Annotated in this window: 17 protein-coding genes and 1 pseudogene; 6 read left to right on the top strand and 12 right to left on the bottom strand. The window is 54.0% G+C overall.

Translation table 11 applies throughout. The features are described 5' to 3' along the window. Window positions 1-23: 23 nt before the first annotated feature. Window positions 24-641 carry a response regulator transcription factor gene (locus IFT98_RS02330; protein WP_192047454.1) on the top strand — a complete coding sequence of 206 codons (618 nt, stop codon included), beginning with the start codon at window positions 24-26 and terminating at the stop codon, window positions 639-641. A 97-nt stretch (window positions 642-738) separates the two neighbouring features. Beyond that, entirely contained in the window at window positions 739-2,727 is a 1,989-nt protein-coding gene (locus IFT98_RS02325; protein WP_192047455.1) for a DUF262 domain-containing protein, read from the top strand. A 425-nt stretch (window positions 2,728-3,152) separates the two neighbouring features. Here the strand turns inward: IFT98_RS02325 and IFT98_RS02320 are convergent, their stop codons facing one another. From IFT98_RS02320 to IFT98_RS02285, 8 genes are all read right to left on the bottom strand, one after another. Continuing rightward, window positions 3,153-3,695 carry a recombinase family protein gene (locus IFT98_RS02320; RefSeq protein ID WP_192047456.1) on the bottom strand — a complete coding sequence of 181 codons (543 nt, stop codon included), beginning with the start codon at window positions 3,693-3,695 and terminating at the stop codon, window positions 3,153-3,155. 882 nt (window positions 3,696-4,577) lie between these two features. Further along, window positions 4,578-5,048, bottom strand: coding sequence for a hypothetical protein (locus tag IFT98_RS02315; RefSeq protein WP_192047457.1), 471 nt, complete (start codon window positions 5,046-5,048; stop codon window positions 4,578-4,580). 20 nt (window positions 5,049-5,068) lie between these two features. Then, window positions 5,069-5,791: a hypothetical protein gene (locus IFT98_RS02310; RefSeq protein WP_192047458.1), complete on the bottom strand. Its 723-nt coding sequence runs from the start codon at window positions 5,789-5,791 to the stop codon at window positions 5,069-5,071. 178 nt (window positions 5,792-5,969) lie between these two features. Continuing rightward, window positions 5,970-6,602 carry an NUMOD4 domain-containing protein gene (locus IFT98_RS02305; protein WP_192047459.1) on the bottom strand — a complete coding sequence of 211 codons (633 nt, stop codon included), beginning with the start codon at window positions 6,600-6,602 and terminating at the stop codon, window positions 5,970-5,972. A gap of 370 nt (window positions 6,603-6,972) precedes the next feature. Further along, window positions 6,973-7,206 (bottom strand): hypothetical protein, encoded by a 234-nt coding sequence (locus IFT98_RS02300; RefSeq protein WP_192047460.1) that lies wholly within the window; start codon window positions 7,204-7,206, stop codon window positions 6,973-6,975. A gap of 563 nt (window positions 7,207-7,769) precedes the next feature. Then, window positions 7,770-9,995, bottom strand: a complete 2,226-nt coding sequence (locus tag IFT98_RS02295; protein ID WP_192047461.1) for a hypothetical protein — start codon at window positions 9,993-9,995, stop codon at window positions 7,770-7,772. Next, a complete protein-coding gene (locus IFT98_RS02290) occupies window positions 9,992-10,444 on the bottom strand; it encodes a hypothetical protein (protein ID WP_192047462.1) in 453 nt (150 codons plus the stop codon). Before IFT98_RS02290 ends, IFT98_RS02295 begins: the two co-directional genes overlap by 4 nt. A gap of 68 nt (window positions 10,445-10,512) precedes the next feature. Further along, window positions 10,513-11,025: a hypothetical protein gene (locus IFT98_RS02285; protein WP_192047463.1), complete on the bottom strand. Its 513-nt coding sequence runs from the start codon at window positions 11,023-11,025 to the stop codon at window positions 10,513-10,515. A 357-nt stretch (window positions 11,026-11,382) separates the two neighbouring features. On the opposite strand from IFT98_RS02285, the gene IFT98_RS02280 reads away from it, so the two are divergent. Beyond that, entirely contained in the window at window positions 11,383-11,652 is a 270-nt protein-coding gene (locus tag IFT98_RS02280; RefSeq protein ID WP_192047464.1) for a hypothetical protein, read from the top strand. A 202-nt stretch (window positions 11,653-11,854) separates the two neighbouring features. Here IFT98_RS02280 and IFT98_RS02275 read toward each other — a convergent pair whose 3' ends face one another. Further along, window positions 11,855-13,420 (bottom strand): recombinase family protein, encoded by a 1,566-nt coding sequence (locus IFT98_RS02275; RefSeq protein ID WP_192047465.1) that lies wholly within the window; start codon window positions 13,418-13,420, stop codon window positions 11,855-11,857. A 51-nt stretch (window positions 13,421-13,471) separates the two neighbouring features. On the opposite strand from IFT98_RS02275, the pseudogene IFT98_RS02270 reads away from it, so the two are divergent. The 3 genes and pseudogenes from IFT98_RS02270 to IFT98_RS02260 all read left to right on the top strand — a co-directional run. Then, window positions 13,472-13,552: pseudogene (locus tag IFT98_RS02270) on the top strand (DNA-binding response regulator); the annotation flags it as partial. Between the two features lie 8 nt (window positions 13,553-13,560). Further along, window positions 13,561-13,890, top strand: a complete 330-nt coding sequence (locus IFT98_RS02265; RefSeq protein WP_192047466.1) for an Hpt domain-containing protein — start codon at window positions 13,561-13,563, stop codon at window positions 13,888-13,890. Between the two features lie 89 nt (window positions 13,891-13,979). Beyond that, window positions 13,980-14,324: a YggL family protein gene (locus tag IFT98_RS02260; RefSeq protein ID WP_192047467.1), complete on the top strand. Its 345-nt coding sequence runs from the start codon at window positions 13,980-13,982 to the stop codon at window positions 14,322-14,324. A gap of 54 nt (window positions 14,325-14,378) precedes the next feature. Here IFT98_RS02260 and IFT98_RS02255 read toward each other — a convergent pair whose 3' ends face one another. The 3 genes from IFT98_RS02255 to IFT98_RS02245 are packed head-to-tail and all read right to left on the bottom strand — an operon-like array spanning window position 14,379 to window position 18,008. Continuing rightward, window positions 14,379-15,287: a hydroxymethylglutaryl-CoA lyase gene (locus IFT98_RS02255; protein WP_192047468.1), complete on the bottom strand. Its 909-nt coding sequence runs from the start codon at window positions 15,285-15,287 to the stop codon at window positions 14,379-14,381. Then, entirely contained in the window at window positions 15,277-17,211 is a 1,935-nt protein-coding gene (locus IFT98_RS02250; RefSeq protein WP_192047469.1) for an acetyl/propionyl/methylcrotonyl-CoA carboxylase subunit alpha, read from the bottom strand. The genes IFT98_RS02255 and IFT98_RS02250 overlap by 11 nt, the downstream gene beginning before the upstream one ends. Next, window positions 17,208-18,008 carry an enoyl-CoA hydratase-related protein gene (locus IFT98_RS02245; protein ID WP_192047470.1) on the bottom strand — a complete coding sequence of 267 codons (801 nt, stop codon included), beginning with the start codon at window positions 18,006-18,008 and terminating at the stop codon, window positions 17,208-17,210. The genes IFT98_RS02250 and IFT98_RS02245 overlap by 4 nt, the downstream gene beginning before the upstream one ends. Between the last annotated feature and the right edge of the window lie 3 nt (window positions 18,009-18,011).

The following is an 18,011-nucleotide window of genomic DNA, read 5'->3' as shown; positions in this document are numbered from 1 at the left end:
CTGGATCGTTCAGGAGAGGCTGCATGCGTAATGTATTCATCATCGATGATCACCCTGTCATTCGGCTCGCCGTCAGAATGCTTCTGGAAAACGAAGGCTATTGCGTCGTAGGCGAAAGCGACAACGGGGTGGATGCCATGCAGATGGTGCGCGAGTGTCAGCCTGACCTGCTCATTCTCGATATCAGCATTCCCAAGCTCGACGGGCTGGAAGTACTGACCCGCTTCCACGGCATGAATGTCCCCTACAAGATCCTGGTACTGACCGCCCAGGCCCCGGCCCTGTTCGCCATACGCTGCATGCAGTCGGGCGCTGCCGGTTTCGTCTGCAAGCAGGAAGCCCTCAGCGAGTTGATCAGTGCCGTACGCGCGGTGTTCTCGGGCTACAACTACTTTCCCAGCCAAGCGTTGATCCCCTCGCGCGAAGATGAAGGCCAACTTCAGGAACTCGAACTGTTCAAGACCATCAACGACCGAGAGTTGATGGTCTTGCAGTTATTTGCCCAGGGCCGCAGCAACAAGGAAATTGCCACAGGCATGTTTCTCAGCAACAAGACGGTCAGTACCTACAAGCAACATCTTGGTATGTACACATCACAAATCTTTCGCTTAGCAGTGGTGCCATTCTATGCGAGAGGTTAAGATCCTCGGGGTACCCTCGCCGACCAATCGTCAAGCTATGATATTGACTAAGCTATCCTATAAAATTTGAAGAGTCGCAATCGACTAAGAGATAAAAATGGACAATCAACTCTTAACCCTATCAAAGATATTCACTGAAAGGCTCTTCAGAATTCCTGACTATCAAAGAGGATATGCATGGACAGAAAAGCAGCTAAAAGATTTTTGGAGTGACATTCAGCAACTAGGATCTGCGAGCAATCATTACACTGGAGTTCTTACTCTAGAAAGCGTACCAGAAGAAACTTTTAATAAATGGGACGATGATCGCTGGATAATCAATGCCAAGAGCTATCAACCTTACTTTGTGGTGGATGGCCAGCAACGCCTTACGACCGCCATTGTGTTAATCCAAAGCATTTTGGAGACTGTTGCCACGGATGACGTATTGAACTTTACCGCAAAACTAGATATTCAACGAAAATTTATATTTGACTCAAAAGATGGTGGAATATCCAGATCCTATGCTTTTGGATATGAAAGAGACAATCCAAGTTACGAATTTCTGAAAACAAAAATATTCAACGAACACTCACCTAGCGCAAGCGAAGAGGAAACCATTTACACCCAAAATTTGGCCGCAGCTAAAGAGTTCTTCCAAGAACGCCTGGCCACTTTGGATAAGCCCGCCATTGAAAATCTTTATAAAAAGATCACTCAGCAGCTCTTATTCAACATTTTTACCATTACTGAAGAAGTAGATGTTTGCGTGGCATTTGAAACGATGAACAATCGTGGAAAGCCGCTATCCTACCTGGAACTATTAAAGAACAGATTAATCTATTTATCACTAAAGTTTGATGAACCTGATTATGAACGAGGCAAGCTCAGGCATACCATTAACGACTGCTGGAAATCAATCTATCATAATCTTGGCAGAAACAAAGATCAGCCACTTGACGATGATCAATTCCTTCAAACTCACTACCTACTATATTTCGGTCATTCTTTTATGGAGGGTTTTGATCCGGATGACTCTCCGCTGACCAACATCCGACATTTAAATCGCATTAGCTATTCTTCTGATCTCCTGGAAATTCGGTTTGTCGCTAGAAATGTGCGACCAGATGCTCCTGCCGACAGCAGGATCTCGTTAAAAAATATCTATGACTATGTTAACTCACTGCAGGAGGCAGTGGTCTTATGGTACAAAATGTGGAATCCCGAAGATTCGGACTTTCCACCAGATGTGGTTCTTTGGCTAGCCAAGCTTAATCGGTTCGAAGGGCAGGACACTCGATTGCTAGTGTTATCATTCTTTCGCGTCGAGTCGTCTTCAGCCAAAAGAATAGAGTTTCTCCAAGCTTTGGAAAGAAGACTATTTTTGACTCTTTTGATTAGCAGCAGATATGGCTACGCCTACTTCAATCGAGGAATCATGCAGTCGCTTGAACAGGCAGTCGCTCTCCAGACGCACAATATCACTTCAGAAAAACTGATAAAGCAATTGACAGACTCGACTAACTCTTGGATAAAATCCGACGGCTTTATTCAAAATGTTTTCGGCGGGCTAAGAGCCGATGGCTATTACGCATGGGAAGGTATAAGGTACTTTCTCTTTGAATACAATCTTGACATGCAGGCCAACTCAAAAACAAATAGACCGAAGATTTTCTGGCCAGAATTCAAAGAACATAAAAAAGATTTTATATCTGTCGAACACATCTACCCCCGCCAAGCGAGACACTCTTATTGGACGTCCCGATTTGGTTCATTCAACCAAAAGCAAAAAGAACTAATTCGAAACTCACTTGGTAATTTACTGCCCCTGTCCCGACCCAAAAACTCAAGCCTTTCAAACAAACCCTTTATGGAAAAAGTCAACGGAAAGCCGGATCAGCATGTCGGCTATCGGTATGGCTGCTATGCTGAGAATGATGTTGCAAAAGAACAGGACTGGACTCCTGAATTAATATTAACCCGAGGCATAAAGATGTTGAAATTCATGGAAAAGAGGTGGAATCTCAGCCTCGGAGACGATAACGCTAAACAAAAGATTCTAGGCTTAGACTTTGTTAAGCTACCACCGTCGACTCCGAAGGTATAGAGCGGATGCACATGCACCGTTCTCTACCGTAGAGAGATTGGCCTAACAGTCGGAGACGCAACTAATTCTCAATGTCTCCGACTAATGCAGATCATAACTGCATAACAGCTTTCTTTAGTCAAATCCTGCTTCAGATCGCGGATCAAACTACATCATCCCTATGCCGCACCAAAGAAGCTGTAGTCGTCAATAAGCTGGTAATCTTCTAAACAGAAAATAACGTGGGCCTTTCATCCTCATAGCTACTTAACGCTTGCCTCCTAGCCTCGATAGAAACCTGACAAATCTGAAAATAATATCCGTGCCGCTGGTGAGTACTGGAAGGCTCTAGAACGCTGTCAGAAGCGCGACTGACCTCTCTCAATACCATGACGCCAGAGACAACAAAGCCCGCTCATGGCGGGCTCCCGTGGGTCTGTTAGACCCTATGCTTTCATAGCTCTTTGTACCGTGCTCAAGCTCACACCGAGGGCAGCAGCAACCTTACGGAAGCTCGCTTTGGGCTCTGTCATAGCACTACGGATAGCCTCATCGTCTATGGTCTTCATACGACCCTTGTAGACGCCATTCTCTTTTGCTTTGGCGATACCCTCACGCTGGCGCTCCTTGATCATCGAGCGTTCGAACTGAGCCACGCTGCCCAGTAGGGATAGCATCAGCTCTTGCATGGGGTTGGCTTCACCAGTGAAGTGGAGCTGCTCCTTGTGAAACCTGACAGCAATGCCTTTGCTAATGAATTCCTTAACCAGTGCAAGCAGGTCTTCCAGAGATCTTGCGAGGCGGTCGATGCTATGGACATGGACAGTGTCACCCTTACGCACGAATCGAAGCAGGTCTTTGAGAGCTGGACGGTCTGTGGTGGCGCCGCTCACCTTGTCTGTGAAGACTTCATCCAGTGCTATGCCGTCAAGCTGACGAGCAACGTTCTGGTCTACGGAAGACACTCGCACATAGCCGACTTGAGACATTTGAGGCACCTTGTATTCATTAGGATCTAGAGGTGCTCATTGTCGCTGTATTCATAGACAAAAGCAAGCCTATTGAATACAGCCTTGGAAGCTTTCGTGTATTCACTGACCAGCGGTCACTAGGGTGTACCCGTAAGAATACAAGAGACTACTCCTCGAACCACTTGAGAAACTCCTCGCCTAGCGGCGTCAGTCTGCACACAAGCTGCGTTGCGTCCTCACTGGGTACGATCTCAGCTCTGATGTATCCAGCCCTCAGCAGCGTTTGGACCCACATCAGGTTCTCCCCAACTAGGGGCAAGGGCTCACCTTGGCTGGCGAGGTACAGGAGGCGTGGCGTATGTGGCACTGGCAGAAGCATGGTGATCATCCTTTGAGCCATGGCGGTGAATTACCATCGTAGGCTCAGACTTGGCATCCTGCCACGTACATTGGATGAAATTTGTACAGAACAGATTTATGAGGATGGGAAGAATCATTCTGCTTAGTAAATCAGGTCTATTTGGCCTCCAGCCCCCGTAAATACTGGATGCGAAGGCATCGACTCGTCGCACCTCTAGGCTGGAACCTTCGGTTCAGGTCGGGTTGTTCTACACAGAAGTCCAGTTCCTATCAGGTTATTAGCAGGTTGTAAGCGTCCTACTTGTATTGTCCACAGCGACGCTGTGAGCTGGTCAACCTAGGAAGGTGACTCGGGCCATTTCATTCATTCATGAATGGCCCACCTAAGAGTGCTATAGCTTCAGGCTGTCGCCTGTCCTGTGCTAAATCGTGAGCGTACGCTCACAGCGGATAACCTCTAGAATTCTGAGGGCTATCCTTCGTCCATCAATCCCCCCAGTAACATTTCAAAGGGGGTCAGCTACCAGCTCCGCTGACACGTCATCCGTTGAGACGTCCCGTCTCCGACGATATCCCTTCGCTTCGCTCTCTATATCCGAGCGTATTTAAATACTCTTCCTTCGTGACAGTGGGAGCGCCACAAAGTCGGTTGTATAGGTTCTTAAGCCGCCATGCACGTTCCTCGGGAGACCCGTGATACTTTATTCTCAACGCATCCAAGTCAAGATCAGCAGGCCAATATAAAGGTCTGTCTTGAGTAATATTTATCGCGCTTTCTACACACCCTGTACTTCCGCTGACAAAAAGTTCGCCAATGGTGCTTTCTACTAATCCTTGATCCACCAGCGCTTTAAGCGTGCGAGTCAGGTTGGGCAGGTCGAAATCACCGTAACCAAGCTCATCTTTGAGGATATCTTGGACGCAGCGGGCATTGTATGGTGGCATAGATCCATCACAACTGACATAGGCCAATGCTTCCAGCACTTGCTTCTTATTTTTTGTCATTCTCATCTTAACCTCCTTATTGACAACTAGCGTAAGCCAACGGTCTGGGTGACCGGCTGAGCCTGATAGTAAGAGTCAGCAAAATCCACTTCGAACTTGATCTGCCGCTGAACTGCTGGATTCCGCTCGAGGTAGAACTCCATTCCGCCGATGGCGAGTCGAGCACACTGACAGATTCTTCTTGCCTGCTGATCACTCATTGTGCGTAAACCATCCAGGCGAATCACCGACTTCACAATTTCAGTACTGATCATCTCGAGCATGCATGCCCGCTGTACATGGGATGGACTTACGTTCATGGTTCCATTACTGACAAGACCTGCCGTCATACAGGCTCCGTAAACGTAGTCGTCAAACCAACCAAAGCCTTCGTGATGGGCAATCCTGAAATGACTGGCGTGCGGGTTGGAAAAGATCTTGGGCTTAGGCCCCCGCTTGCTGCGGATGGCGTCAAGATCAACCACGCCATCTGGCAAAGATTCCATCTCTTTTTCGATAACATTCGGGCGTGACTCGGGATCAAGTTCGAACCATGATTGCATAGCCGGTCTCGTGCCGACTTGAGGAAATTCGTAATCACAGTCAACCGGAGAGAGGTTATGAGTGGTGTAACGACCCAATACCTCATAGGTCATTTTTTCGGCAACGAAGCTATCAACACAGATGGTGCTTAGTGTGCTCAATATGGGTCGGATGTCGACCGGAGGTGTAGCGGCAGGTAGTACTAAACGGGGGGCGATAGCAGGCATGGAATAGGCTCCTTATAGTCAGTTCATTTCAGTAGGCAAATCCTCTCGGCGATGTCGCCGTGTTGGAGTAGGTCGCCGTTATTGGCGTGGGAGGCATACTCCCACAATCGGGTGATTCTGTCAATCGAAAAGACTTGACATTCATGAATATATGGTATTTCAGAAATACATCTGGAGGCTATGCGATGACAAACTCAGGGTGTGAAAGCTGAGGCAGTAGGTCGCTTGCTTCCAACAATGCCAATGCCTGAGCCAATGGATGCTTCTGCAACCAACGCCTCACCTTTCGGTACGCTGGTAGAACGACGCCACCGACTGAAATTCGAACCCCGTAGCGTTTAGCGAAGACCAACGGAACCGTCAGGGCTTGGTTCTCGTAGTCGTACCTCACCTGATAGCGTTGGTTGCTGGCATTGGCATAGGCTGAGATCGCACGTAGGTTGCACGGACGGTTGTCCTCCCCGTTGTGGTTCACATGATCTATCACCCAGCCATCGCCCTTTACCAGCGGCAAGTCTGAGAACGCCTTAGCGACCATACGATGGACGAACTGAGGGCCGCTGGTGCCATCGTCACCTTTCAGGCTCACTCGGTAGTATTGCTGCTTCCCATCAAAATTAAGCCTGAGCAGCTCACCCGTAGCCTTGTCTCGGATACGGCCACCCGTGGAGGCTTCGTAGCGCGTGAAGTCAGGGATCATCTGCCAGCGTTCAGCAAGGGACAGGCATACGACACCCTCAAGGGTGAAGTAGACATCAGAGGGAGGAAATGCTTCGGTGGGGGTAGATGGGTTACCAAATCTTGATTTCATTTTTATAGTTCCTTCGAAAGAGAAGGCAATACGGGTCGATCAACTCTTATTGGTTGGAGGAAATATTGCCTTGGGTTGCCACGGAATGTGGCTTGGGTTAGTAAGCTAGGGTCTTGCCCAAAACTGACAGTTCTGGAGGGTTGATATCTTTCGCTGTAGCTCTCTGCGAAGCTTTCTGGCGATAGATATCGTGGGGAAGCAGCGTAGGTATTGCCGTCGTTGACAGGGCCTCTGGATCGTCTCCTAGAGCCTCTACGAAGCGTCTAGCGATCTCTGTTCTGACATGGAGCGGGATGAGGTTGGCATTGTCTTTGAGTGCCCTCATAACGTCTTGCAGGAGGCCGTAGGAGTCATATATAAGTTGGTTCATTTATAATCCACTATTCATCTGAGTGGGACTGATCAACCCTAGTATTTCAAGAGTGAGCAAGGCCGATTCAATTTCTTCAGGCGAGCCCCAGTTGAGTTCTAAATTAAGACCTGTATCATTGGCTTTGCTAATTGCCTGCTTTACTAGCTGTTGCTGAGTGAGTGGGCGACTGGCTACAGGGAACATCAACGCCTTGACTGCCTCCTCTCGGTTATATTCAGGTTTCATTTCCATCTTTCCTCTTTACGGGTGGGCTCTGTGTAAGCTGGCCGCTTGCGGGCCATTGCACGGTTGTGCTTGCGGGTAGTGATGTAATCCAGATACTCAATATCTTCTAGCACAGGAAGCGCTGCAAGCTCTTCTAGAGGACGATACTCAGTATCTGGTACTTCGGTAGGGACTGGCTCTACAAGTTGCTCTACACGCTTCCTACGAAGCGAGAGAGTGGGCTTCTTTGATCGCTCCATATTGCACCTTTACTATTGTTTGTTTATTCATTGTCGTAACTCCTATCTTGGTTGATTACGTCGCACCTCTCAGACCCTATCGCTTTCTCACAAAGAATACGGGCTAGGGCCGAGTTTGATTTGGCGACTTCTTGGAAAGCTTCATTTGTTAACCTTTGACTCTCTGAGACTCGCACATCTGTATAAGACATTGAGGAGGCAAGAGTCAGAGCACTATTGATCTCACTGCTTCTCTGGATGTAGAACCCAAACCAGATACAACAAGCAAAGAACAAAGCAGCCGCAAGAAGCCATAGTGATGACTTGTTTTTCATAAGTTATGGCGGGTATTTATCTTCTGATTTCTTTAGTCATAGAGCGAGCTTCGCTGATGATGCTTCCGAACTCCTGACCAACTGCCTTCTTGATGAGTTGAGGAAGCTCCTCATTTCGTTGCTGGAGCTGGGCTTGGAAGGAATCCAGTACCTGCTGTCGATCAACCGCAGAGCCTTCGCCCTTCAGCTCGATATGGACTGTCGAAGGTTCCACTGTGATGTTGGTAGTGCTCTGGATGGCCGGAGCTATGCTCGGCTTGGTCGAAGTGTTGGATGCTGTCGCTGAAGCGGCTTGAGCACTGTAGCGATTGAAGCCGTCTTTCATCCCATCCAATCCTTCCAGATTGATCGCGAAAGGGTTGGGTTTTGCATCAGATTCTGAGGTCGGAGCACCCAGACCATATTCCTTCGGGACTTGAGCCTGTGTACCAATCCCGAGCCAGTTCGCTAGCCTGTTGGTTGGGTCGTTAGCCTGTGCTGCAAGAATCTGCTGCTGCGAAGGTGGAGACATCGTCCCATTCAATGCTGCTGGGTTGATACCGATGCCCTCAGCCCCTCCAGCCGTAGCTCCAGCTTCAGCTTGTCGCTCTGGTGAGAGCCGTTTGCCGTCACTGTCCATCCCAAAGAACTTGCCGAGCATCCCGGCAGAAAGCTTTGTGAGGACGGTATCGAAGGTTCGAAGGGCTGCGTTCACCGGCTCCATAGCTTTTGCCAGCTGACGGTGTGCCTCGATGTTGTCCTTCACCGCGTCGACCAATTCAGGATCGGTGTTGATCCGATTCTTCGTCAGGTAGGCTTCGCTGTCGTTCCTAGCTTGATTGGCTTGGATAGATTGCTGTTGACGTTCGAGGGTGGGTTTGTTGTCCTGGACTAGAAGCTGTTGCCCTCGGTCCAGAATGTCACGCGTCAGACCACGTTTCGGCAGAGCCTGCATGAAAGCTGCTTCGAGCTTCTTGGGGTCACCAGCATTCTTATACTTCGTAGCTTCGGCCCATGCCTTCATCATGTAGGGGCGTAGCAGCGGGTTGGCTTCAGTCAGGGTGTTGAGGTCTTCCGTATCGGCATACCCTTTCCCACGAATCTGTTGCTGCTGGATGTTGCTCCGTTTGATTTCTTCGGTCGTTAGTCCTGCAATCCGGTACGCCTGCTGCTGCGTCTCGTACTTCTTGAGGATGTCATCAATGCTCGTACCTCGCTGCTGTTCACTCAGAGCAAAGGTCCTGAACATCTTCGCGCTCTCAAGATCGACGATTGTCCCGTTGGTCTTTGAACTGTTCTCGTACCCTGTACGCAGCCTGTCAGCGTTCAACTGACTCGCACCACCTGCTTGCTTGAACAGACTGGTGTATTGCTCAGCTTCAGACGCATCATCCTGCCGCTTCTGGATACGATCACCAATCAAACCGACAGCGGCAGTCAGTCCAGCGATTGCAGCACCAAGACCGCTTAGAGCGATCATTCCACCGCCTATACCGATACCACCAGATGGCTTCGGAGCGTTCCGATTGGCTTCCCATTGGGACTGACGTTGCTGGCTCCACGCCCATCGCTGGTCCTGACGCTCTTGAACGATTGTCTTACGTGCCTCAGCACGTTTCTGAGACTGGACTCGGGCATCATGTTTGATCTGGTCGGTCGCAGCTTTGCTAGCTGCCCGGTTCATCACTTCTTGAATCCGCTGAGTTTTGGTCATGCTCAGCAGGTGAGCATCATCGGCTTTCTGAGATGTTGCACGAGTCTTGACTAGGATCGCTTCTAGACGAGCCTGCTTCGCTTTGGAGGCGGTGAGAGCGTCTTGGGAGGCCAATTGTTGCTTGGTTATACCGTTGGCCTTCGTCTGTGCTGCAAACGCCTTAGCAGCTATCACAGCGCCTTCCTGCTGACTGCGAACCAATGCACTGACCAGACCGGCTTGTTCCATGGCGCCGGTATACTTCAGCTTCTGCTGTGCCAGCTCTGCTGAGAACGTCAGACGCTTTTGATTCGTTAGTGCTACCTCGGAGCGGCGCTCCCGGTTCAGTGCCTGATCAAGCTTCTTCTTGGCCTTGTCGATAGCTGATGTGTCGATAGTGAGCTTTAGATTCTTGCTCAGCTGTGCAGCCATGGCCGTGTAGGTCTGACCAATCTGCTGCATCTTCTGCTGGGCCTGTTCTAGCCCTCGCTGGAATCGAATCAAGCCACGGTTATCAACGTCGAAGATCAGCCTGCCTGTCAGTCTCGCGATCTCTGCTTGCATACTCATGCTGCACCTGCCAGAAGCTGAGCTGCTTTCAAGTCCGCTTCGGGACTGACGATGGTTCCGCCAATGCTACGTTTCCCTATGACATTCCGATGCTCTGCCAGCAGTGCTGGAATCTTTGTCGCAAGGGTCTCTTTGCTGGCGCCAACGTAAATTTGGTCGGCAGCTTGGACATACCCCCGTTTGATGCCGTTCTCGTAGAACTCTGGGATGAGCCTACGTACTGCCATGGTGCTGCTGATGGCTACATAGAATCCGTCATCTACAGCAAACCAGAACAGGTGGAATCGAGGTGACGTCCCCATCCGCTGCTTCAGGAAGCGGGTAAGGGATCGGGTGATCTGGTCTAGGGCTGTCGCTTCGACGTGGTGGATATTGAAATGCTTGCCAGCCTCCAATAGAGCCATGAGGTGGCGAGCAGCTACATGTGGTAATTCTCGAATCTGATGCACAGTGACATCTCCTTAAAAGTAGGTGGGGAAAAGCAGGTAGGTAGTGGGGGCGATGCCCCCGAGGATTGTTACTTGCTGGCTTTATTCGGCTTGGCCGTTTGGGATTCAGCTACACGAGCGGCGATGACAGCTCTTTGAGCGGTAGCAGCTGCTTCAATCTTCGCCATACGTTCTGCACGTTCTTCAGCTTCGACTTCCGCCGTAACTCGTGCAATCAGACTAGCTTCCTCTGCTGCTGCTAGCTCTGCATCTTTAGCTTCGCACTCAGCAAGATAAGTAGTTTCAACCGCTCCCAAGATCTGTTCGAGATCTGCTGACTGTTGATCGAAAGGCTTGTCGAGATGCAAAACAAACCCTACCCCGTTTGGGTATGCGATTGGGTCGTGACTAGGATTCTTACGCCAGCCGTCTATGATTTTTGACTGAAGGAAGTCGACCATTTGTCCGGGAGAACCCATAACGAAGGAGATTGTTTTAGCTTTACTGGCTTCTAGCGCTCCATCCATTACAACAGAGACATGGTATGCAAATTTGGCTTCGGCAAGGCGTTCAGCTAGAGTTTCTTTATTAAACGAGTTCATGAGTATTGCTCCTATATTAGTTTGTGTGAGTTAGGTAGATCATTGTTAATACGGTGTGGAACGTGAGACTGAGAAGAACGGCGATCATCATCGCGTTGTCTCTCCAAGGGCTGCTGCATCACGTTTTCTCTTGCGGGCTGCTGCCTTCCGGCAGTATTCGTGGCAATACTGAGACCGGCACGTCATGCTGATGTAGCGGTGCTGGCAGTAGTTGCAATTGCGGTAGATTAATGGCATTACTTTTTTTCCTTTTTGTTAGGATACGTTGACACCGGCGAGAGCAAGCTTTGCCCTTTGCGGTAAGTGAAATGAATGGAGCGCCGCAGCACTCGCACTCACGAGTTACAGGTTGCATAAATGCCTCCCTCTGATTCACGTGATATATCGGATGTGGTGTTTTCTTTAAGTTCGACGAAAAAAAAGACCATAAAATGGTCTCAAGCTTTCGAAGGAACTAGCATGCAGGAATTAGGACCAGTGTGCCCAAAGACTGGCGGCGCTGAGGATACAAGAGTGGAGGCTCTTGCAGGGCATGCCTCGGAAACCAGCGAGGACTTAGAAGCACCACTTGTGGAGTGGAACTATCGAAAAGGTGCCGGTAAGGATGGACCGGCGATTGTTGGTTGAGAAGGCCAGCAACAGAGAACTAGTAGAGGGTTTAGAATATTTCCTTGCCCTATAGCTTATTCTACCCCGGAATCCCAGTTTGTCAATAGTTACATCAACTAATATGTCAACTATTTTTGATAACTTCCAGTATAAAGCCCAGCTAGCCCAATGCATTCCTAGAACCAATCAAAATAACTAGGAAACCATCTCCGGTACTTGCCTACTCGTATTGACTACGAAGATTCTCATAATCTGCATCATCCCAAGTAGAACTAGCCGGTTCATCAGGCGTGAAAGGCTCGGAATATCGCTCATCGTCCCCTACCCCCTTCGGGATCAAGATCAACTCCTCGCCCGCATAGAGTCGGTAGCTACCTGACTTGCGGTCAACGCTGGCGAAACGATACGTCGTGTCTGAGTGCGTGGAGGTGATGGTTTTGTCCAGATGCACCGTCATGCTGTAGCCGACGCCTCTGAGCATCGCAGCCAACCGCTGGGAATCGTTCCTTTCCATTGCCCATACCTTGCCTCGTTGCAGCCATCCATCAGCAGCTACGGGCACTACAGTGGACTTGAGCATCGCCAGTGCTCCTTGTGTCTCAGTCCGCTCCTCACTCGCAGCCCTGAGCTGGCTAAGCACCTCCGGCACTGGACCGATCTCACGTATCGCAGCAGCGAGGTCTTCAGCCTGTTTGTTTAGGGTGAGGAGCTTCGCCTCAGCAGCAACGATAGCGGTCTCATTAACTCCAGTGCGCTCTTGGGCTATTGCTTCTCGGGCTGCCCGAGCTGATGTGTAGCTGTACACCGCGTCGATGATTTCTTTTGGTATGACGCGTATGTTCTCGCAGCCTTGAAGCTCCTGCCGCTTCCTGCATCGCATCGAAACCTGAACGCCTCGAATGGTTCGCATGATGAAGTTGTGACCACAGCAACCACACTTCACCAAGCCCACCAAAAAGTGGGTCGGTGTCTTGCTTCGCGGAGCTGTCTTGCGTTTGGCTGCTTCGATCTGGGCACGATGAAACAAGGACATGTCGATAATAGGCTCGTATACATCACTGCCGTTCCACCGGCCTATGGCGGCTTCGTTACGTAGCCACGCCTCGACGGTTGGGCCAGCAGTCTTTGCGATTTGGGGTACTCCCGAATCCCTCATACGCTTGGCGATGACCGTTTTGCCTAGGCCCGATGCGTATAGCTCAAACGCAGTTTTGACCTGTGCGGCGATCTCGGGGATAACCACTCCCTCAGAGGTGAGCCAAACCGGAGTGTTTCGCTTGGGGGTTGTACCCACCGCTGCAAGCTTACGACGAGACTCATAAGAGCCCTTAAGACGGCGGGAAAGGTTGTCGCTGTATTGTCTTGCGGCCTGAATCTTCCCAAGCAGGATGTAGATATGGCCACCATTCAAGCTCTCTCGCGTGTAGACCACGTTGTCATCAAGCGTGATGATGTCTACGCCTTTGCGGAGGATCGGCCCTAGGATGTCGAGCATTGCGAGGGTATCTAAACGCCCTGCCCTGTCGACTGACTCCACCAACACAGCATCTCCGGACTTGATCGCACCGGCTTTGACAGCTGCTAGGAGTTTGGCAAACCCACCGCCCTCCTTTATGTGCTCACCCTTCCAGCCCGACTTACCGAGATCCTCATACCGCAGTTCACTACGCTGATAATCCGGGTGCTGGGCATGCCAGTTGGCAACCATGGCTGCTTGTCTTTCAAGGCTTGAGCCTCGTTTCTGGGTGACGCTGGAAAACCTTGCGTAGCTGAATGCAGTCGGCATAAATGCCTCCGAGACGTGGCAGTCTCAATTGTATACATACGGATGAACTGCAAGAAGCGTCTGATGCAGAAACTTCAGGCGAACTCGTTGGTGGAACTTATCGAAATGGCCAAGCGCAACGCGCTGGTGTGACTGCCTGCATGAACATGATCGACCAACTCGACGCCTTGACTGGTGGCAACAGCATGCTCACGCGGCGACTACTCGAGGAAGTCCTGCGCAGCTGCACGGCCGATGGCCAGCAACTGCTCGCCATTGCCGACGACGATCATCAGGGGGTGGTGGAGATGGCGCACAAGATCAATGGCGCCGCTCGCATCGTCCAGGCACACGCCGTCTATGAAGCGTGCCTGGCACTGGAAACGAGCGGCCCGCTGGACGATCTGCGGCCAGGACGTGAGGCCCTGCACCTGGCGTTGCTGGGATTGCAGGCACAGCTGCGGCAGACGCTCGCCGGGCTGGACGAGTAGGTGCGGGGCGAGTCATTTGTCACTGAGTCAGGCAGGCGCCTGGCTTAACTGGTAAACTGCGCCGCGATATTACCTAAGAGGATTGTTTCATGGCCACTAACCGCTCCCGTCGTCTGCGCAAAAAACTGTGCGTCGACGAATTCCAGGAATTGGGTTTCGAATTGAACCTGGACTTCAAGGAGGATTTGGCTGACGAGCAGATCGACGCATTCCTCGATTCGTTCCTGACCGAAGCCATGGACGCCAACGGCCTCGACTATGTTGGCGGCGACGACTTCGGTCTGGTTTGCCTGGCCAACCGTGGTTCGGTCACCGAAGAACAGCGCGCTATCGTCGAAGCCTGGCTCAAGGGTCGCAGCGAACTGACCCGCGTCGAAGTCAGCCCGTTGCTGGACGCCTGGTACCCAGAGAAGCCGATCAACTCGGCAGCTTGATGTACCGCTGAAAAAGGCCATCCCTCGGATGGCCTTTTTTGTGAGCGCGATTCGCTAACGGGGTCCCGCTGTGCCGGCGTGGGCCCGCGCTACGCGCGATGCGCTCTGCCTGCCCAGTGCAAGCATGATCGACTGCCCTGCCCGCACGACTTGCGCCAGATCCACGCCGGTAGCGATGCCCAGCCCGTGCAGCAGGTAGAGGACGTCCTCGGTAGCGACATTGCCGCTGGCGCCCGGCGCGTAGGGGCAGCCGCCCAGCCCCGCCACGGAACTGTCGAACACCTGCAGGCCTTCCAGCAGGCAGGCGTAGATGTTGGCCACAGCCTGGCCATGGGTATCGTGAAAGTGTCCGGCCAGTTGCGCTCGGGGCACGCGCTGTGCAACCACCTCGATCAGGCGTCGCGCCGCCCCAGGCGTACCGACGCCGAGGGTATCGCCCAGGGAAATCTCGTAGCAGCCCATCTGCAGCATGGCGCTGGCAACGTCGCGTACCTGCGCCGGAGCGATCTCGCCTTCGTACGGACACCCCAGCACGCATGACACGTAACCGCGCACCTTGATGCCGCGCCGGGCAGCGGCCGCAAGCACCGGTTCGAAGCGCTGCAGGCTCTGTGCGATGGAGCAATTGATGTTGCGCTGGGAGAAGGATTCAGACGCCGCGGCAAACACCGCAACTTCCGATGCCCCGGCTTCGATGGCAGCCTCGAAGCCTTGCAGGTTCGGCGTCAGTGCCGCGTAGGTCACCCCCGGCGAGCGCTCGATGGCATGGAACACCGCTGCGCTGTCAGCCATCTGCGGCACCCAGCGCGGCGACACGAAACTGCCGACCTCGACGTGCTGCAGGCCCGCTGTAACCAAGGCATTGACCAGCGCAACCTTGTCTTCGACGCACACACGGCCGGGCTCGTTCTGCAACCCGTCACGGGGCCCGACCTCGACGATTCGCACCCGTTCAGGCAGCATGTTCGGCCTCCTGCAACTCGATCAGCACGGTGCCTTCGGTGACCATCTCGCCCTCTTCGCAGCACAGCGCCTGAATCACCCCGGCCCGGTTGGCACGCACGGTGTGCTCCATCTTCATGGCCTCCAGTACGACCAAGCCATCGCCCAACGCCACCTGCTGGCCCGCGCTGACCAACAGCCGGACGATACTGCCGTTCATGGGCGCGGCGAGCGAGTCATTGGGCGAATGGGCGGTCGCGCCCGTTGCCAGGGCGTCGACCAGCGCGACCTCGTAGGGGTCGCCCTGCCACTGCAGGTAGACGACGTCGCCGCGCCGGCCGATCAGCCGCGTTTCATCCGGGCCGGCGCCAGCGCTGGTCAAAGCCACCGTGCACAACTGCGTATGGGCGCCACAGCGCAGGTCGAGCGTGGCTTGCGCAGGCGTCAGCTGACGCCATCCGGTGGCGGCGCTCCAGGGTGAATGCGGGTCTTGTTCACAGGCCATACGCGGGGCCGAGCGCAGATAGGCACGCGCGGCGCTGTGCCAGAACGCTTCGGTCAGCACCGGGGGCGTGGGCAGAAGCACCTCGGCATGACGCTCGATGAAACCGGTGTCGATTCGGGCCTGGGCGAAAGCTGGTGTGGCGAGAATGCGCTGCAGCAAGGCCAGGTTGCTCTTGATCCCGCCGACCGCCGTTTCGGCGAGCATCGCCAGCAGGCGCAGCCGAGCTTCTTCACGGGTTTCGCCCCAGGCGATGAGCTTGGCGATCATCGGATCATAGAAGGCCGAAATCACGTCGCCTTCGCGCACCGCGCTGTCCACCCGCCGACCGAGGCCAGCTGCCGGTTCTCGATACAGTGCCAACTTCCCACTGGCGGGCAGAAACCCGCCTGCCGGGTCCTCGGCATACAGGCGCACCTCGATGGCGTGTCCGAACAGGGGAACCTGTGCCTGAGTCAGCGGCAGAGCTTCACCGCGCGCGACGCGAATCTGCCAGGCCACCAGGTCCAGCCCGGTGATCGCTTCGGTTACCGGATGCTCGACCTGCAGGCGGGTATTCATCTCCATGAAGTAGAAGCGGCCTTGTTCATCGAGCAGGAACTCGACCGTACCTGCGCCCACATAGCCGATCGCCTGGGCTGCGCGAACGGCAGCTTCGCCCATGGCCTGGCGCAGGGCGGCATCGAGCCCCGGTGCCGGTGCTTCCTCCAGCACTTTCTGATGCCGTCGCTGGATGGAGCAGTCTCGCTCGTGCAGATAGAGACAGTGCCCCTGTGCGTCGGCAAACACCTGAATCTCGACGTGCCGTGGCGCCGCCAGGTATTTCTCGACCAACATATGACCGTCGCCGAAGGCTGCCACGGCCTCTCGCCGCGCCGAGTCCAGGGCAGGCGCCAGTTCGGCGGCGGACTCAGCCACCTTCATGCCCTTGCCGCCACCGCCGGCAGCGGCCTTGAGCAGCACCGGGTAACCGATGCGCTGCGCCGCATCGGCGAAGGTCGACAGGTCCTGGGCCTGGCCGTGGTATCCCGGCACCAGCGGTACTCCGGCGCGTTCCATCAGGGCCTTGGCCGCTGACTTGCTGCCCATGGCGTCGATGGCCTCGGGAGGCGGGCCGATGAACAGGATGCCCTCAAGCGCCAGGCGCCGCGCGAAGGCGGCGTTTTCCGACAGGAAGCCGTAGCCGGGATGGACCGCGTCGGCGCCACAGGCCAAGGCTGCGGCAATCACTTTGTCGATCTGCAGGTAGCTGTCGGCGGGTTTGCTGCCACCCAAGGGGATGGCCAGATCGGCCTCGTGCACATGGCGGGCATCGGCGTCGGCGTCGCTGTAGATGGCCACGCTGCGGATGCCCATGGCCCTGGCGGTGCGGATGATCCGGCAGGCGATCTCGCCACGGTTGGCGATCAGCAGCGTTGCCACGGTCTGCGGGAGTGGCTTCATGGGGTCACCTCCGCCCAGGCGGGCGCGCGTTTGTCGAAGAACGCCTGCATGCCTTCCTGGCCCTCAGGGCCGGTGCGCAGCCGAGCGATCAGGGCCTGCGCCTGGGCCTGGCGTGGCGCCGTGGCCTGGCCATCGCCGATAGCCAGCAGCAGCGCCTTGCAGGCGCGCATCGCGTCGGGACCGTTGCCCAGCAGACGTCGTTGCCACGCCTGTACCGCGTGTTCAAGTTCGGCGCGCGGATACACTTCGTCGAGCAGTCCCAGTTCGCGGGCCCGCACGGCATCGAAACGCTCGGCGCTGAGCGCATAGCGACGCGCGGCGCGCGGGCCGATGGCCTGGACCACGTAAGGGCTGATCACCGCCGGGGCCAGGCCCAGGCGCACCTCGCTGAGACTGAACAGCGCATCGTCGGCGGCGATGGCCATGTCGCAGCAACTGACCAGGCCCATCGCCCCGGCGAAGGCAGCCCCTTGAACCACTGCCACGGTGGGCAGCGGCAACTGCTGCAGTTGCTCCATGAGGCGGCCCAGTTGCTCGGCTTCAGCGAGATTTTCGGCGTAGCTCAAACGGGCGCTCGCCTGCATCCAGGCCAGATCGGCACCGGCGCTGAAATGTCGCCCATGGCCACGCAGGAACATGAAGCGCAACCCTGGCCGCTGGCTGATGTGGTCGAAGGCCTGGCGCAGCTCCTCCAGCATGAGCGCATTGAATGCGTTGTTCTTGTCCGGTCGATCGAGCCAGACGCTGGCCACGTGTTCGGCGCTGATGTGCAGCTGTATCGTGGAGAATTCGTGCATACC

The organism is Pseudomonas sp. CFBP 8770 (assembly GCF_014841705.1).
In the GTDB taxonomy this organism is placed as follows: Bacteria; Pseudomonadota; Gammaproteobacteria; order Pseudomonadales; family Pseudomonadaceae; genus Aquipseudomonas.
The sequence above is the reverse complement of the archived record's forward strand: the minus strand, read 5'-3'. Positions and strand labels throughout refer to the sequence as shown.

Excerpts from the sequence above, each read along its gene's own strand:
- IFT98_RS02325 (WP_192047455.1), top strand. The coding sequence starts at position 739 with ATGGACAATCAACTCTTAACCCTATCAAAGATATTCACTGAAAGGCTC.
- IFT98_RS02310 (WP_192047458.1), bottom strand. The coding sequence starts at position 5,791 with ATGCCTGCTATCGCCCCCCGTTTAGTACTACCTGCCGCTACACCTCCG.
- IFT98_RS02295 (WP_192047461.1), bottom strand. The coding sequence starts at position 9,995 with ATGAGTATGCAAGCAGAGATCGCGAGACTGACAGGCAGGCTGATCTTC.
- IFT98_RS02320 (WP_192047456.1), bottom strand. The coding sequence starts at position 3,695 with ATGTCTCAAGTCGGCTATGTGCGAGTGTCTTCCGTAGACCAGAACGTT.
- IFT98_RS02315 (WP_192047457.1), bottom strand. The coding sequence starts at position 5,048 with ATGAGAATGACAAAAAATAAGAAGCAAGTGCTGGAAGCATTGGCCTAT.
- IFT98_RS02330 (WP_192047454.1), top strand. The coding sequence starts at position 24 with ATGCGTAATGTATTCATCATCGATGATCACCCTGTCATTCGGCTCGCC.
- IFT98_RS02245 (WP_192047470.1), bottom strand. The coding sequence starts at position 18,008 with ATGCACGAATTCTCCACGATACAGCTGCACATCAGCGCCGAACACGTG.
- IFT98_RS02285 (WP_192047463.1), bottom strand. The coding sequence starts at position 11,025 with ATGAACTCGTTTAATAAAGAAACTCTAGCTGAACGCCTTGCCGAAGCC.
- IFT98_RS02275 (WP_192047465.1), bottom strand. The coding sequence starts at position 13,420 with ATGCCGACTGCATTCAGCTACGCAAGGTTTTCCAGCGTCACCCAGAAA.
- IFT98_RS02260 (WP_192047467.1), top strand. The coding sequence starts at position 13,980 with ATGGCCACTAACCGCTCCCGTCGTCTGCGCAAAAAACTGTGCGTCGAC.
- IFT98_RS02300 (WP_192047460.1), bottom strand. The coding sequence starts at position 7,206 with ATGGAAATGAAACCTGAATATAACCGAGAGGAGGCAGTCAAGGCGTTG.
- IFT98_RS02280 (WP_192047464.1), top strand. The coding sequence starts at position 11,383 with ATGCCTCCCTCTGATTCACGTGATATATCGGATGTGGTGTTTTCTTTA.
- IFT98_RS02250 (WP_192047469.1), bottom strand. The coding sequence starts at position 17,211 with ATGAAGCCACTCCCGCAGACCGTGGCAACGCTGCTGATCGCCAACCGT.
- IFT98_RS02255 (WP_192047468.1), bottom strand. The coding sequence starts at position 15,287 with ATGCTGCCTGAACGGGTGCGAATCGTCGAGGTCGGGCCCCGTGACGGG.
- IFT98_RS02265 (WP_192047466.1), top strand. The coding sequence starts at position 13,561 with ATGAACATGATCGACCAACTCGACGCCTTGACTGGTGGCAACAGCATG.
- IFT98_RS02305 (WP_192047459.1), bottom strand. The coding sequence starts at position 6,602 with ATGAAATCAAGATTTGGTAACCCATCTACCCCCACCGAAGCATTTCCT.